The sequence below is a fragment of the Ensifer sp. genome (assembly GCF_035999135.1).
In the GTDB taxonomy this organism is placed as follows: Bacteria; Pseudomonadota; Alphaproteobacteria; order Rhizobiales; family Rhizobiaceae; genus Ensifer.
Genome location: NZ_DASYGZ010000020.1, coordinates 69,426 through 85,197 on the forward strand (window position 1 = coordinate 69,426; position 15,772 = coordinate 85,197).

The 15,772-nt window shown below is 62.9% G+C and carries 13 protein-coding genes; 5 read left to right on the plus strand and 8 right to left on the minus strand.

Annotation, left to right across the window (positions count from 1 at the left end; genetic code table 11):
- Positions 1 to 142 precede the first annotated feature (142 nt).
- The 3 genes from VGO12_RS01745 to VGO12_RS01755 all read right to left on the minus strand — a co-directional run bounded on the left by VGO12_RS01745 (position 143) and on the right by VGO12_RS01755 (position 2,726).
- Complete coding sequence (locus tag VGO12_RS01745; protein ID WP_327511025.1) at positions 143 to 973, minus strand: ABC transporter permease; 831 nt, start codon at positions 971 to 973, stop codon at positions 143 to 145.
- Positions 970 to 1,773, minus strand: coding sequence for an ABC transporter permease (locus VGO12_RS01750; RefSeq protein WP_327511026.1), 804 nt, complete (start codon positions 1,771 to 1,773; stop codon positions 970 to 972). The genes VGO12_RS01745 and VGO12_RS01750 overlap by 4 nt, the downstream gene beginning before the upstream one ends.
- A 170-nt stretch (positions 1,774 to 1,943) precedes the next feature.
- A complete protein-coding gene (locus VGO12_RS01755; RefSeq protein WP_327511027.1) occupies positions 1,944 to 2,726 on the minus strand; it encodes an ABC transporter substrate-binding protein in 783 nt (260 codons plus the stop codon).
- Between the two features lie 416 nt (positions 2,727 to 3,142).
- Here VGO12_RS01755 and VGO12_RS01760 point away from each other — a divergent pair, with 416 nt between their 5' ends.
- The 3 genes from VGO12_RS01760 to VGO12_RS01770 all read left to right on the plus strand — a co-directional run bounded on the left by VGO12_RS01760 (position 3,143) and on the right by VGO12_RS01770 (position 8,198).
- Entirely contained in the window at positions 3,143 to 5,401 is a 2,259-nt protein-coding gene (locus VGO12_RS01760) for an OmpA family protein (RefSeq protein ID WP_327511028.1), read from the plus strand.
- Positions 5,402 to 5,550: 149 nt separating this feature from the next.
- Positions 5,551 to 6,294, plus strand: a complete 744-nt coding sequence (locus VGO12_RS01765; RefSeq protein ID WP_327511029.1) for a polysaccharide deacetylase family protein — start codon at positions 5,551 to 5,553, stop codon at positions 6,292 to 6,294.
- Positions 6,295 to 6,596: 302 nt separating this feature from the next.
- Positions 6,597 to 8,198 (plus strand): tetratricopeptide repeat protein, encoded by a 1,602-nt coding sequence (locus VGO12_RS01770; RefSeq protein ID WP_327511030.1) that lies wholly within the window; start codon positions 6,597 to 6,599, stop codon positions 8,196 to 8,198.
- Positions 8,199 to 8,243: 45 nt separating this feature from the next.
- Here the strand turns inward: VGO12_RS01770 and mobB are convergent, their stop codons facing one another.
- Genes mobB through VGO12_RS01785 form a run of 3 tightly spaced genes read right to left on the minus strand, consistent with a single transcriptional unit; the run spans position 8,244 to position 10,351 of the window.
- Positions 8,244 to 8,771: a molybdopterin-guanine dinucleotide biosynthesis protein B gene (mobB, locus tag VGO12_RS01775; protein ID WP_327511031.1), complete on the minus strand. Its 528-nt coding sequence runs from the start codon at positions 8,769 to 8,771 to the stop codon at positions 8,244 to 8,246.
- Positions 8,768 to 9,433 carry a molybdenum cofactor guanylyltransferase MobA gene (gene mobA / locus VGO12_RS01780; RefSeq protein ID WP_327511032.1) on the minus strand — a complete coding sequence of 222 codons (666 nt, stop codon included), beginning with the start codon at positions 9,431 to 9,433 and terminating at the stop codon, positions 8,768 to 8,770. The genes mobB and mobA overlap by 4 nt, the downstream gene beginning before the upstream one ends.
- 9 nt (positions 9,434 to 9,442) lie before the next feature.
- Entirely contained in the window at positions 9,443 to 10,351 is a 909-nt protein-coding gene (locus tag VGO12_RS01785) for a DMT family transporter (RefSeq protein ID WP_327511033.1), read from the minus strand.
- A gap of 453 nt (positions 10,352 to 10,804) precedes the next feature.
- On the opposite strand from VGO12_RS01785, the gene VGO12_RS01790 reads away from it, so the two are divergent.
- Positions 10,805 to 13,348, plus strand: a complete 2,544-nt coding sequence (locus tag VGO12_RS01790; protein WP_327511034.1) for a methyl-accepting chemotaxis protein — start codon at positions 10,805 to 10,807, stop codon at positions 13,346 to 13,348.
- Positions 13,349 to 13,631: 283 nt separating this feature from the next.
- On the opposite strand, the gene moaA is transcribed toward VGO12_RS01790, so the two are convergent.
- The gene (moaA, locus tag VGO12_RS01795; protein WP_414650657.1) at positions 13,632 to 14,621 is read right to left on the minus strand and encodes a GTP 3',8-cyclase MoaA; all 990 of its coding nucleotides are present in this window, start codon (positions 14,619 to 14,621) and stop codon (positions 13,632 to 13,634) included.
- Positions 14,622 to 14,881: 260 nt separating this feature from the next.
- Here moaA and VGO12_RS01800 point away from each other — a divergent pair, with 260 nt between their 5' ends.
- Complete coding sequence (locus VGO12_RS01800; RefSeq protein WP_327511036.1) at positions 14,882 to 15,256, plus strand: DUF971 domain-containing protein; 375 nt, start codon at positions 14,882 to 14,884, stop codon at positions 15,254 to 15,256.
- Between the two features lie 18 nt (positions 15,257 to 15,274).
- Here the strand turns inward: VGO12_RS01800 and VGO12_RS01805 are convergent, their stop codons facing one another.
- Positions 15,275 to 15,757: a MarR family transcriptional regulator gene (locus tag VGO12_RS01805; protein WP_327511037.1), complete on the minus strand. Its 483-nt coding sequence runs from the start codon at positions 15,755 to 15,757 to the stop codon at positions 15,275 to 15,277.
- Positions 15,758 to 15,772: the final 15 nt, after the last annotated feature.

Here is a 15,772-nt window from a genome sequence, read left to right on the forward strand (position 1 = left end):
GTCCCTATGATGAAACGCCTGTTTTATTAATCAAGCCCTAATATTTGGATCGAATTGATACTTTCGCCTTAAATAACAAAAGCTTGGCAGCCTCTCTCGGGGAGTGCTGCCAAGCTTTTCCAAGGGCGTGGACTGCGAACGGCTAGCGCTTCAGGTGACGTGTCAGCCTTGTCTCGAGCATGTTCCAGATGTTGCGCAGGATCTCAACCATGATCAGGTAGAGAATGGCTGCCCAGATATACATCTGGTAGTCGAAGGTGCGCGAGAAGGCGCGGCGTGTTTCGCCCATCAGGTCGAAGACGGTGACGATGGCGACGATCGCCGAGCCCTTGATCATCAGGATGATTTCGTTGCCGTAGGGGCGCAGCGCCACGATCATCGCCTGTGGCAGGATGATCTTCCAGAAGGCGACGCGGTCGGGCAGGCCGAGGGCGGCGGCCCCTTCACGCTGGCCGCGCGGCACGCTTTCGATGGCTCCACGCAGGATTTCCGCCTGGTAGGCGGCGGTGTTGAGCGTGAAGGCGAAGAGCGCGCAGTTCCAGGCTTCGCGGAAGAACCACCAGAGACCGATCGATTCCAGCTGCGGCCGGAAGCTGCCGAGGCCGTAATAGATGAGGAAGAGCTGGGCGATCAGCGGCGTGCCGCGGAAGAAGTAGACGTAGCCATAGGCAAGCCACGACCAGACCTTGTTCTTCGACATGCGTGCAAGTGCGATCGGCAGCGAGAGTATGGCGCCCATGACGACCGAGCAGCCGACAAGCATCAGCGTCACGCCAAGGCCGGACAGGAAGCTCGGGCCGTATTTGGCGAACTTGTCCGGGTCCCAGCCGTTGACGACGGTCAGGAAGATGCCAACGCCGAGCGCCAGCCAGATGCCGAGCGTGACGCTGCCGACGAAGCGGGCGAGCGAATAGGGTTTTGGCGGAGCCGGTGGTGGCGCCTGCGGCGGAATCATCGAAACAATAGCGCTCATCGGCCCATCTCCGAACGTTTGGTCCAGCGTTCCAGGTTCGAAAAGACGATCGACGAAACCATGGCAAGGGTGAGGAAGAGAATGCAGGCCATTCCGAAGAATTCGAACGCCTGTTTGGTGACGCGTGCCGCAATGCCGGTCTGACGCAGGATGTCGGGAAGGCCGACGACCGAGACCAGGGCTGTATCCTTCAGGAGCGCCATCCAGAGATTGCCGAGGCCGGGCAGCGCGATGCGCACCAGCTGCGGCAGGATAATGAGGCGCATGGTCTTGCCGCGATGGAGGCCGAGCGCATCGCCGGCCTCGTATTGTCCGTGCGGAATGGCCCTGAAGGCGGAAAGCAGAACCTCCGAACAATAGGCGGAGAAGACGACGCCGAGTGCGATCATGCCGGCGAAGAAGGCGTTGATTTCAATCGGCTCATCATAGCCGATCGTCGCCAGGAACTGCTGAACCAGGATCTGCAGGCCGTAATAGACGATGAAAAGCGTCAGGAGCTCGGGCAGGCCGCGGAAGATCGTGGTGTAGATGTTCGACGCGAGCCGGACGGTGCGTTCTTCGGATTGCTTGCCCAGCGCGATGAAGAAGCCGATGAGCAGACCGACCGGCAAGGTCGCGATGGCGAGGCTTGCCGTGGTCACGAAGCCGAAGGCGATCTCGTCGCCCCAACCGGTGTCGCCGCAGGCAAGCAGCGTGCCGGGTGCGAGCCAGCGAAAGACGCCGACCGGACCGCAGAAGGGATCGACGATCGACCCGATGGAAGCGAGGATGGAGTAGAAGCCGGCAAACAACCCGCTCATGTCTAGGATTTCCCCTTTTGCGCTGTTCTTATGCGTATCGATCGCGCTTTTGTTTTAGGTTCTTGTCAAACAAAAACGGCGGAAGGGCAAGCCATCCGCCGTTGCATTTTTCGCATCAACCGACGTTCTTCCGGCATGATTCACTAGGAAATCAGGCGGGGACCCGTCAATCAGCTCCCATAAACGTCAAACGGGAAGTACTTTTCGTTGATTTCCTTGTACTTGCCGTTGGCGCGGATCGCCTCGATCGCCTTGTTGAACTTTTCGCGCAGCGCGTCGTCGCCCTTGCGAACGGCAATGCCGGCGCCGTCGCCGTTGATGACCGGGTCGATCGGCAGCGTGCCAAGCAGCTTGCAGCAGGCGCCGTCCGTCGTCTTCAGCCATTCGGAGAGCACGACGACGTCGTCGATGACAGCGTCGATGCGGCCGTTGGCGATGTCGAGCTTGTACTCGTCCGCGGTCGGGTAGAGCTTGATGTCGGCGCCCTTCATATGGGCTTCGGCATAGTTGGAGTGAGTGGTCGAGCCTTGAGCACCGAGTGCCTTGCCTTCAAGGGCTGCGGCGGTCGCTTCGGTGATCGGCGAATCCTTCGGAACGACGATTGCCGGCGGCGTGTTGTAGTACTTGTTGGTGAAGTCGACCTTTTCCTTGCGCTCGGCGGTGATCGACATCGAAGCGATGATGGCGTCGAACTTCTTAGCGATCAGCGCCGGAATGATGCCGTCCCAGTCCTGCGTGACGAAGGTGCAGTCGGCCTTCATTTCCGCGCACAGTGCCTTGGCGATGTCGATGTCGAAGCCGGTGAGCGTGCCGTCTGCTTCGAGGTTGTTGAAGGGCGGGTAGGCGCCTTCGGTGCCGATAACGACCTTTTCGCCGTCGGCCATGGCCGAGCCTGCCATGAGCACGAAAACGGCAGCCGATGCGGCGGCTGCCAGCCGCTTGGAAATACGCATGATAGTCCTCTCTGTTGGTCGACATCCGGTTTTTTGTTCTTCGCGGATGCCAATTTCACCCGGGGCGTCTGCCACCGGTTGCGGCGATATTCGTACTCTTTTCCTGTAAAAATCAACAGGAAAGCGAAAGCGCTCACCGGGAATTGGATTTCGACCGGAGATTGCGCCGGCGGCGATGCGATGGAGATGAACGGCGCGTTCAGCGGCGGTTAATCTTGCCTTCGCTAGCCCTATTGGTGGAACCGGTTCGCGGTTCGGGCGTTGCATGTGACCGCGCGTCCCGCGGGCAACACAAAAAAGCCGGAACCTTGGGTCAAGGCCCCGTAAGAATTCACGTTCGCGTTCGATTCCGCCATATGCAATGGATAGGAAATGGATGCGGGCCAGGACCTCTGAGCAGGAGGAAGGAAGACTAAATGTCGATTCGATCCAAACTTTTCGCGACCGTCGCGCTGCCGGTGCTGTCGGTGTCCGTGGCGGTACCGCCCGCCATGGCCGACAACCTGATGAAGCCATTCGAGGTTGCACAGGAGGGCGGTGGCCAGTCGGACGAAGAGCTGCTCTTGCAGAAGCAGCGCCAGGCCGAAGAGGAAGCCGCCCGCCAGGCGGAAGAGCAGCAGCGCGCCGCCGAACAGCAGAGGGCCCAGGAAGAAGAAGCGGCTCGCCAGCAGGCCGAGCAGCAGCGTGCGGCCGAAGAAGAGGCTGCGCGCCAGGCGGCCGAGCAGCAGAAGGCCCAGGAAGAGGAAGCCGCCCGCCAGGCGGCCGAGCAACAGAAGGCCCAGGAAGAGGAAGCTGCCCGCCAGGCGGCCGAACAGCAGAAGGCCGCCGACGAAGAGGCGGCACGTCAGGCTGCCGAGCAGCAGAAGGCCGCCGAGGATGAAGCGGCCCGCAAGGCTGCAGAAGATCAAAAGGCTGCTGAAGAGCAGAAGGCCGCAGAAGAGCAAAAGGCCGCCGAAGAACAGCAGAAGGCTGCTGACGAGCAGAAAGCGGCCGACGAGCAGCAGAAGGCTGCCGATGAGCAGAAGGCAGCCGACGACGAGGCTGCCCGCCAGGCAGCCGAACAGCAGAAGGCTGCTGAGGAAGACGCCGCGCGCAAGGCTGCAGAAGGACAGAAGCCTGCCGAGCAGCCGGCCGAAGGCGAGAAGGCGGCCGAGCAGCCCGTCGTGACGGAAGAACAGAAGGCTGGCGAGGAAACCGCTCCTGCTGTTGAGCCACAGGTTCAAACGGGCGAGGGACAGCCTGTTCCCGGTACTGAACAGCCGCAGACCGGTGAAGGCCAACCCGTGCCGGGCGCCGAACAGCCGCAGACCGGTGAAGGTCAGCCGGTTCCGGGCGCCGAGGGCCAGCCGGCCACTGCCGAGCAACAGCCGCAGGTGCAGCAGCCGGTTCCCGAAGTGGTCGACACCCGCTCGGAAGAGGAAAAGGTGAAGATCGCCGCCGATCCGGCGGCAACCGACGAGACCGTCGTTCTGCCGGTCGAAAACGGTGCAGCCGTGCTCGACAGCGACAAGGACGCCGACAATACCGGCGGCAACCAGGCGCGCGAACAGCGCCAGAAGCTGCGCGAAGAGCTGCGCGCCAAGGAAGAAGATGCACCGCCGCCGGCAGACGATGCGGCCGCCCAGGCTGCGATCGCCGCCGAGATCCAGGCTGACCTGCCTGAAAAGATCGAGGCGAACCTCAAGGAAAAGGGCACACGCGTCGACGAAGCGCCGGTGTTCGTGGTCCCGGAGACGACCAACATCGTCAACAACACCATCATCAACAACACGGTGATCAACAACAATACGACCGTCAACAACATCACCAACAACATCACCGAGGTGAAGATCGTCGAGCAGGTCGACAACCGCGTCATCCTCGGCGTCGGCGACCAGATCTTCGTGCGCGGCGACGACCGTCCGCGCCTGCGCCATGATGCGGAAGAGACCTATTACGACCAGCTTCCGCGCGGTCGTACCCGCGAAACCATCCTGCGTCCGGGCGGCTACCGGATCGTCACCGTCTACAATCGTTACGGCGACATCCTGCAGCGCTCGCGCGTGGACCGCGACGGCAACGAGTATCTGATGATCTATGCGCCCGAGCGTGACGAGGGTCCGCGTCCGGCGATCATCGACATCGGCTACGAACTGCCGCCGATGCGCCTGCGCATTCCGGTGCGTGACTACATTGCCGACGTGTCCGACGATCCGGATCGCGATTATTACGAGTTCCTGGCCGAACCGCCGGTGGAGCGTGTCGAGCGCGTCTACACCATGGACGAAGTGCGCCACTCGGCGCGTCTGCGCGACAAGGTTCGCCGTATCGACCTCGACACCATCACCTTCCCGACGGGCAGCGCCGAGGTGTCGATGTCGCAGGCAAAGACCATGCGCAAGGTTGCCGCCGCCATGGAGAAGGTGCTTGCCAAGGATCCCGGTGAAACCTTCTTCATCGAAGGTCACACCGATGCCGTCGGCTCGGACCGCTCGAACCTCGTGCTCTCCGACAAGCGCGCCGAATCGGTCGCCCAGCTCCTGACCGAGGTCTACGGCATTCCGCCGGAAAACCTGGTGACGCAGGGCTATGGCGAGCGCTTCCTCAAGGTGCGCACGCAGGTGGCCGAGCAGCAGAACCGCCGCGTGACCATCCGCCGTGTCACGCCGCTCGTTCGCCCCGTCGCCCAGCGCTGACAAGGCCGATCGGCGCCGGCTGGCGCCGATCCAGCCTCGGGCAGGGCTGCCCGCCTAAATCCAGGAAACCCGCCTCGCAAAAGGCGGGTTTCTGTCGTTTCTGGAGATCGACTCAGATCACCTCACATCATTTCTTCCCCCGGATTGCCATGAAAGCCTTTGCCCTCGCGCTTGTTGCCGCCACCACGCTCGCTCAATCGGCCGTCGCTGCCCCCGGACTTGTGGAGCCGGACCTGCGATTGCCGGCCAATCCCGCCGGCAAATCGGCTCCGCCGCGCGTGGCGCTGACGCTCGATGCCTGCAGCGGCGCCACCGACATGCGCATCCTCGGTACGCTGATTGAAAACCGCATCCCGGCAACGATCTTCGTCACGGCACGCTGGTTGAAGCGCAACGGCCTCGTCGTCGAGGTGATGAAGGCGCATCCCGATCTCTTCGAGATCGAGGATCACGGCGCGATGCATGTGCCGCCGATCGATGTGAAGATCTCGGTCTACGGCCTTGCCGCAGCCGGCTCGGTAGCCGCGGTGGCAGCCGAAGTCGATGGCGGGGCCAAGGCGATCGAGACGCACGGGCTTCCGGCGCCGAAATGGTTTCGCGGCGCGACCGCGAAATATACCCATTCGTCGATGGGCCAGATCCGTGCCATGGGCTACCGCGTTGCCGGCTATTCGGTGAACGGCGACGGCGGCTCGCTGCTGGGTGCTGCCCTTGCCGAGAAACGCATTCGCGCGGCCAAGGACGGCGACGTCATCATCGCCCACATCAACCAGCCGACCCATTCGGCCGGCGCCGGCGTCGCCCGCGGTATCCTTGACCTCAAGGCGAAGGGTTACAGCTTCGTGCGCCTCAACGACATTCCGGACGAAATGGCGGTCGGCGCGACGAACTGACGGATCTGTCCGGCTGCGGTCGGAAAATGTCCGTCACGAAGCCGTTGATGTCGGAAAAATGTCTGCTGTCGCCCGACATCCTTCGCGGGCGCGGCGACGTTCTATGAGGCATTCCACGTGGTTGATTGCGCGTCGCTCGGGACAAGTGGCTGTTATGCCGATATCGGCATACGGCATAATGGCTCTCATGACTGTTAAGGCCGCTGCTCGACGCAAAGTCGCGGCTGGTCGAATTCCATTTCCTGTTGCCAGTCGCTCGCCCTTAGGCTTGTCGCACATTGCGTCTGGCTCTGGAGGAGTGGATGAAGCGCGTCGTCCTATTGTTCTTTGTCGCGCTTTTCTCGCTGGTATTCGCGTCGCCTGCGTGGGCGGGCGGCGCGGGCGCGCCGATGCAGCCGTTCGAGCAGGTGCTTCAGCGCGCTGAAGAAGGCGATGTCGAGGCTGAGGTCGATATCGGAATGCGCTACCAGACCGGCGAGGGCGTGACCCGCGACGTCATGAGGGCCATCGGCTGGTACGGGAGGGCGGCGGAGAAAGGCAGCGCGAAAGCGCAGTTCTATCTCGGCATCCTCTATTTCAACGGTGGCGATGGCGTGAAGCAGAACTATGCCGAGGCGCTGCGCTGGTTCCGGCTTTCAGCCGACCAGAAGACGCCGGCCGCCCAATACAATCTCGGTGTTCACTACGAACAGGGCTTGGGTGTCACCAAGGACGAGATGCAGGCCATTGCCTATTATCGGCTGGCGGCGGAGCAAGGCTATGCGTTGGCGCAGTACAACCTCGGTTACCTGCTGCAGGAGGGGCTCGGCACGACGCGCGATCCGGTGGCAGCCTTCAATTGGTATCGCAAGGCTGCGGACCAGGGGCTGGTCATGGCCATGCACAATCTGTCCATCGCGTATTTTCAAGGAAGCGGCACGCTGAAGAACGATGCGGAGGCCTACAGGTGGACATCGCGCGCCGCAATCGCGGGCGAGCCTCGCGCTCAGTACAATCTCGGCTTCCTTTACGAGAAGGGGGCTGGCGTCGAACGCAACCTGGCCGAGGCGCTGCGCTGGTATTTGCGTGCCGCCGAACAGGGAAATGTGGACGGGCAGGCCAATGCCGGCCGTCTCCATTTCAACGCCGAGGCCGGACGGGTCGACGCCAAGGAGGGCCTTCGGTGGCTTCGACCGGCGGCAGGCACCGGCAACAAGGACGCGCAAAACCTGCTTTGCGGTGTTTACGCCCGGGTCTTCGGCGTCGGGCGCGACGATCGGGAGGCGGTGAAGTGGTGTCGCATGGCGGCCGATCAGGGCATGGTGTCGGCGCAGGTCGATCTGGCGATCCTCTATATGGTCGGTCGGGGCGTTGATAAGGACGAGGCTCAGGCCTTCGAACTCTTCCTGAAAGCGGCAAAACAAGGGAACCCGCAGGCCCAGATGAATGTCGGCGTCATGTATCTGACGGGCGCCGGCGTTGCTGAAGACTACGCGCAGGCGCACCGCTGGTTCCTGGCGCTCGCGGATCGCGGCGACGCCAAGGGGCAATTCAATCTGGGGGTCATGTACGCAAACGGGCAGGGTGTCGAGAAGAACCTCAAGGAAGCAGCACGGCTCTACAAGCTCTCGGCCGATCAGGGCTACGCTCTGGCGCAGTACAATCTTGGAATGGCCTATCTCAATGGCATCGGCGTGGAAATCGACGCTCCGGCTGCCGTCCAGTGGTTTCGCCGGGCGGCGGAGCAGGGAAATGCCGACGCGCAGTTCTTTCTCGGTATCGTCTATGCACGCGGTGACGGCGTGGAGCAGGATCTTTCATCGGCCGCGAAATGGTATGCGAAAGCCGCGGCTCAGGGCGTCAAGAAGGCGCAGGAGCTGCTCGCCGGACTGCCGAAAGCGTATCGCGACGCCGCGCAGCCTTGAAGCCGACAAGGCTGCCGCGACCGATCGGCACGGGATGCGCGATCGTCAGACGGCGTCGCCCTTTCGCTCCAGCCCCGTGACCTTCTCCACGAAATCGGCAATCGCCATGGTGTCGTCGAGGTCGAAGACCGGCAGGTCGGCGTCCATGACCGCGTGGTCGGCGGCAATCGCGCAGATGTGCGGATCGGTGGGCGCCAGTGGCTCGCGGTTTGCCGATTCCTGTCGGCGTGCCTCGATCTTCGGGATCGGCTCGCGCTTGTAGCCCTCGATGAGCACGAGATCGCAGGGCGCGAGCCGGGCGAGGATCTCCTCAAAGCTTGGCTCCGGTGCGCCGCGCAATTCGTGCATGATCGCAAAACGGGTGCCTGAGACGATCGTCACTTCATGGGCGCCGGCCTCGCGATGGCGGTAGCTGTCGGCGCCGACCTTGTCGATGTCGAAGTCGTGGTGGGCGTGCTTGACGGTCGACACCACATAGCCGCGCCGCGTCAGCTCGCTGACGAGCCGCACCATCAGTCCGGTCTTGCCCGAATTCTTCCAGCCGGCGATGCCGAAGATCTTCATGCCCGTCATTCCCTTTCGTCTCCAAAGAAACGCAACCACTGCTCCGCGTCGATCAGATCCTCGGGCGTGTTGACATTAAAGAACGGATCGAACGCCCCCTTTAGCGTCTGGATGAGCGGAAAATCGACCGTTACCGAAGGGTGGCTTTCGATGAAGGCGCGGACGCGGCGTTTCGGGTCGCTGGTCAGAAACCCCTCGAGCTCGTCGGCAAGGGCAACCGGCCAAAGCCCGAACAGCGGATGCATCTGGTCGTTGGATGCCGCGACGGCAATCTGCTGGTGCTCGGTCATTGCGGCTGCCATGCATGTGACCAGATCATCCGGAAAGAACGGCGTATCGGTCGGGACGACGACGACATGGCTTGCGTGCGGATCGGTTGCTGCGACGTGGCGCATGGCCGTGAGCACGCCGGCGAGCGGCCCGAGAAAGCCCGCGACCGTATCTGCGATGACGGGCACGTTGTTTTCGATGGCGCCGGCCGGGTCGACGTTGAGGTTGACGGCGATGCTTCCGACCTGCGGCTGCAGCCGGGCGACGATGCGCGACAGCATCGGCCGGCCGCCAAGCGGGATCCCGAATTTCGGGCTCCCCATGCGGCGCGAAAGGCCGCCCGCGAGGACGACGGCGGGTAGCGTTGCGCAGATCAGTGGCGAGGGACGGCTTTCCTGCATCGGCGGCTCCTATTCCAGCGGGCCGGTCAGCGAGCGCTGGGCGACGGCTTTGCGGCCGCGCAAGGTCTCGCGATAGAAGGTGTAGAGGCCCGATCCTATGATGATCGCGACGCCGGCCAGCATCCAGTGGTCAGGCACTTCCGCAAAGAAGAAAATGCCGATCGCGATCGACCAGATCAGGCTGGTGTAGCGGAAGGGGGCGATCACCGAAATGTCGCCGGCCCTCATCGCCAGCACGATCGTCTGGTAGCCAAGCATCAGCAGAACGCTTGCCGCAGCGATATGGCTGACGGTGGTTGCCGACATCGGCTGCCAGCCGCCCATCGGCTGGATGAGAACTGCGCCGACAACAGTCGTCACCAGCGAGGTGGAAACGGTGATGTAGAGCGAGGGCACGTCGTGACCGATGCGCCGGGTGCAGAGATCGCGGGTGGCGGTGACGAAGACGCAGCCGACGACCGTGAGGGCTGCCGGCGTGAAGCCGTCAGGCCCCGGCCTGAGCACGATCAGCACGCCGATGAAGCCTGCGATGATCGCCGTCCAGCGTCGCCAGCCGACCGGTTCGCCGAGAAAGAGGGCGGCGCCGAGCGTGACGGCCAGAGGCAGCGCCTGCATGATCGCCGAGGCATTGGCAAGCGGGATCTGGCCAAGTGCCGTGATGTAGGTGACGGAGGCCAGCGCCTCCATCGCGATGCGCAGAAGGATGACCGGTCGCATCAGCGTGCCAAGGGGGCGAAAGGCGCGGAAATGCCAGGCGGCGACGACCACCATCAGCGTCGTCAGCAGCCCGCGGACGAAGATGATCTGGCCGACATTCATCGCGCCGGTCACCGATTTGACGAGGGCGTCGTTGCAGGAGAACGTGACCATCGCGAGGCACATGAAAAGAATGCCGCGGAAATTGGTGGAGGCTTGCATGCTGGCTGTCCTGCGGCGCCGGACAGGCGGGCTGCTCTGCCGACGAATGGGAAGGCGAATCCGTGAAAGGATCGCCTAATGTTTAAGCATTGGCCACGGTCTTGTGCAAACGGGATCGCAAGACGCCGCGACTTTTCTTGTCCGACAAGTAGAAGGGGCGCTTTCAAGCGCCGACCGTTGCCGGAAAGACTGTTGCTTGCCGGTAAATCCGGTGCATTCGCACATGAGTTTATTCGCGGAATCTTAAGTTTCGCTGCCTATCGTCGCCACAATTCCGCATCCATTCGCATGACGCGATCGGCGGGGTGGCGCCGCGATAAACCTTGCAGGGTGGCCATTCCAGCTTGTTTTTCCGAAGCTTGGGAGAGACTTCGGCAAAACGGCCAACGGTGTTTCGCCAAGAACAAACCGCCGCGCGGGCCTGCTTCCCATAAGAATAATCAGGGGTGCGCAATGTCTTTCATCGATCGTCTGCTGCAACGGCTGCGGATCGTCACCAAGGTACTACTTTTCGTGGTTCCGCTGGTGGCGCTGATTGCCGGCATCGGCCTTATCGGCTTCTTCACGGCCCGCACGCTCAACGGCCATATGACCGTGACGCGGGAAACCATCAACAATCTCTCGGACTTCCAGGCGCTGCGAAGCGCGCTCCAGGGATTTGCCGATCAGCCGAGCGAGGAGACGCGCACGGCCCTCTCAAGCCAGGTCGACGAACAGGAAAGCGGCGTCAAGACGCTCGACGGGCTGCTGACGCGCAGTGAGGACAAGGCGGAAATCGCCTCGGTGCTGGCGCTTGGTCAAGCCATGCGCAGCCAGACGGACAAGCTCTGGGCGACCAAGCTCGAGCGCGACCAGGTGACGGCGTCGCTTGAGGCGGCCCTTGCCGACATGACCGCACAGGGCAACGGCGCCTACAAGCAGATCGACATCATCCGCAAGGAATCGGGCGAGAAGGAAGCCTTTGCCAAGGCGCTGCTCTTTGATGCCGCCGCCTATCAGGGGCTTGCCGAGCGGATCAAGAAATTCCGCCTGCCGGTGACGATGGCCGTGAACCCCGACGCCAAGGTCGATCAGGCTGGCAAGCTGCTGCCGCATCTGTTGAAGCAGATCGAAGAGGCTGAGAAGATCGCGTCCGACAAGGTGCAGACGCCGATCGCCGAATTGAAGGAGCAGGCGCTGAAGGTACAGGCGATCCTCGCCGGTGCCGAGGACAGCGAGGCAAAGAAGAATGCGCTCGTGCCGATTCTCAGCAAGTTCTCCAAATACGAGGCCGACTTTGCCAAGGAAGCGGCCAAGAACTCCGACACGGCCGCCAAGCGCTTCGTCGGCATGGACGCCGAGATCTCGCAACTGAAGACGTTGATCGCGTTGATGGGCGATACCTTCAAGGGGCTCGACAGCACCCGGCTGCACATCAGCGAGCTGCACCGCAAGCTCGACGCGCCGAGCCGTGAACTCGTGATGGCGGATATCACTGCGGTTCGCGGGACGGCGGCCAAGCTCGCCGAACTGGGCGGCAAGAACGCGGCTCTTCGCGACCTGCCGGCCAAGCTCGGCCCTTCGCTCGAAAACATCGACAAGGGCACGGCGGCGCTGATCGACGTCGGCGCCCGGTGGCAGGCGGCAAAGGGCGAGGCTGCGTCTCTCGTCGCTTCGGCCAGCACGACGCTCGAAAGCTTCGTCAGCAGCGCCCAGGAAGCCGGCAAGGTCGACAGCCAGCGCTCGGCCGACGTGTCGATCGTCGCCATGGTCGCCGGCACGCTGCTTGCGATCATCGGCGGACTGATGCTGGTCGAGACGCTGCGCGGGCCGTTGAAGCGCGTGACCGAGACGATGACGCGGCTTGCCAATGGCGATCTCGAGGTTGCGATCGAGGGCCGCAACCGCGGCGACGAGATCGGCGACATGGTGCGCTCCGTCGCCGTCTTCCGTGACAATGCGGTCGAGAACGTCCGGCTCGGTCGCGAGGCGGAGGCCGCGCGCGTTCTGTCTGCGGAAGAAGAGGCGCGCCGCGCGGCGGAACGCGCCCGCATCGAGGCCGAGCAGATGCAGGCGCTGAACGCGCTTTCCGATGTGCTTGCAGCCCTTGCCGACGGCGATCTGGAAGAAGGCATGTCGGAGGATCTGCCGGCCGACTACGTGATCATGGCGCGCACCTACAACAATGCGGTCGAGGCCTTGCGGGCGACGCTCGCGGACGTGCGGGTGGTGACCGGTGAAATCACCGGTGGCACCGGCAATCTCGCGGCATCAGCCGATGATCTCGCACGCCGCACCGAGCAGCAGGCGGCGGCACTCGAGGAAAGCTCCCGGGCGCTGCGGCAGCTGACCGACATCGTGCGCACGACCGCCGAGAGCGCACGCAAGACGACGGTTTCGGTGGGTGAGACCAACTCCTATGCCAAGCATTCCGGCCAGGTGGTCGCCAAGGCGATCGATGCCATGGCCGAGATCAACCGGTCCTCGGAAAAGATCAGCACGATCATCGGCGTCATCGACGAGATCGCCTTCCAGACCAACCTGCTTGCGCTCAACGCCGGCGTCGAGGCGGCGCGGGCGGGGGATGCTGGCCGCGGCTTTGCCGTGGTGGCACAGGAAGTGCGTGAGCTTGCTCAGCGTTGCGCGGGTGCTGCGCGCGAGATCAAGGGCCTGATTTCCGAAAGCTCGGCGCAGGTCAGAAGCGGCGTCGCGCTGGTGCAGGAGACCGGCGATGCGCTCACCGTCATCAACAGCCACATCGGCACGATCCACGACCTTGTCAGCAACATCGAGGCCTCGGCCGCCGACCAGTACACCGGCCTCAACGAAGTGAACTCCGCCGTGCACGAGGTGGAGCTGATCACCCAGCAGAATGCCGCGATGGTCGAGGAGAACACCGCCGAGATCCACGGCCTGCGTCGGCAGGTGGAGGCACTCAACGAGAAGATCGAGCGCTTCCGGACGGGGACGGAGGGGATCGGTTCGCACGGGCATCGTCGCCCGAGTTATGCGGCCTGAGGAAGGTTTTGCGGTGGGTGGCCGGCTTCGGACGCCTGTCGCTTTCGTCGCCGCTGTCCTCGGGTTTAGCCCGACGACTGGTCCTCTCCTCGCTAGCGGTGCGAGGGGATGCGCCTGATAGCGCGGCTTCCAAATCCTGGCAGCCGAAAGGGTGGGACATCTCATACGCGTACGTGGGGACACCAAGGTGCGCCCCACATCCCTTCTCCCGACTGTGCGGAGAAGGTGCCGGCAGGCGGTTGAGGGGCCGTCTGCCGGTTGTTTTTTGGGAACGCTCGGGCTTTCAGCCGCCGGTAACGCTCATGTGGCGGGCGACGGCCGGGCGATTGTGCTCCCGATCGATGATGAAGTCGTGGCCCTTCGGCTTGCGGCCGATCGCTTCGTCGATGACCTGGCTGAGATAGGCGTCGTCGTCGGAGGCGCGCAGTGCGGTGCGAAGGTCTCCCGCGTCGTTCTGGCCGAGGCACATGTAGAGCGTGCCGGTGCAGGTCAGGCGCACCCGGTTGCAGCTCTCGCAGAAATTATGGGTCATCGGCGTGATGAGGCCAAGCCTGCCGCCGGTCTCGGCCACCTGGAGATAGCGGGCAGGGCCGCCGGTCCTGTAGTCGATGTCGGTGAACGTGAACTGCTCTTCGAGCTGCCGACGCATGTCGGAAAGCGGCATGTAGTGGTCGGTGCGGTCTTCCTCGATCTCGCCCATCGGCATCGTCTCGATCAGGGTCAGGTCCATGCCGCGACCGTGCGCCCAGCGCATCAGGTCCGGGATTTCCCGGTCGTTGAAGCCCTTCAGCGCAACCGCGTTGATCTTGATCTTGAGGCCCGCCGCCTGGGCGGCATCGATGCCTTCCATCACCCTGGAAAGGTCGCCCCAGCGGGTGATCTGGTGGAATTTTTCGGGGTCGAGCGTGTCGAGCGAGACGTTGATGCGACGGACGCCGCACTCGGCGAGTTCGGCTGCGTGCTTGGCAAGCTGCGAACCGTTGGTCGTCAGCGTCAGCTCGTCGAGACGACCGGCCGCGATCTCCTTGCCGAGTTCGCGCACCAGAAACATGATGTTCTTGCGCACCAGCGGCTCACCGCCGGTCAGCCGCAGCTTGCGCACACCCTTCTCGATGAAGGCGGAACAGAGACGGTGCAGTTCTTCGAGCGTCAGCAGATCCTTCTTCGGCAGGAAGGTCATGTGCTCGGCCATGCAATAGGTGCAGCGGAAATCGCAGCGGTCTGTGACGGACACGCGCAGATAGGTAATCGCCCGTCCGAAGGGGTCGATCATCGGAGCGGCTTTCTGCTCAAGCGGCAGGGCGCCAAATCTGTTTATCGTCGCTGTGTTCAAACGTCTTTCTCCCAGCCCTTTCAATGTCGTCGCTGAGGATGGTCGCGTCAAGGCGCATACTGTCGCAAAGTGTTGATCGGAAGAGACGGGTAATTCTCGAAAGCCCATTTCTACGTTACTGGATGGTATCGCCGTCGGAAATGCCGATGGCGGTGAAGGAACGGCACCGGTTTTGCCGGGAGCGAACGGGAGCAGTCGATATGAGCGAAATCTGGCCGACCGAACTCAGGGTGTCGAAGGATCGCCACCGTCTGGTCGTAACCTTTAACGACGATGCCTCCTTCGATCTTTCCGCCGAGATGCTGCGCGTGCTGTCTCCATCGGCCGAAGTGCAGGGACATGGTCCCGGACAGCGCGTGACCGTGCCGGGCAAGCGCAATGTCCAGATCATTTCCGTTCAGCCGACCGGCAATTATGCGGTGCGCATCGGCTTTGACGACTTTCATGACACCGGCATCTTCACCTGGAACTACCTGCGGGAACTCGGCGAGAAGGGCGATGCGCTGTTTGCGGCTTACGAGCAGGAACTGGCCGACAAGGGCATGACGCGCGACAAGGCGGAAAAGCCGTGCTGACCGCGGCAGCATCTGTCGTCAGGCCAGTTCGTCCTCTTCCTTCAACAGCATGCCGATCAGCCGCTCCATGGACCGGGTGACAACCAGGCAGTCGTCGATCGATTCGTCGTCGAGCAGCCTTTCGATCAGCGCCGTGTGGATCTCCATCGCTGCTTCGGCCAGCGTGCGGCCCTCAGGCGTCAGCGATAGCCTCAGAACCCGTTTGTCCTTCTCGTCGCCGCGGCGCAGGATCAGGCCGCGCTTTTCCAGATGCGGCAGCAGCATGCTCATGTTGGAGCGGCCGACCAGCAGCTTGCGCGCCAGTTCCTGCTGCGAGATGCCCTCGAAACGGTAGAGATTGATCAGGATGTCGAGGTGCGGCGGCTTGATGTCGAGATGGGCGATCTCGCGGGTCACCGTCTGCTGCATCAACTGGCAGGCACGGGCAACTGCGATCCAGCTGCGGAAGCGGGGGTGGTCCCAGGGAAAATGATGTTCTGTCGTCACTTGATTTTTGTTCATCGTTGTACAATTATG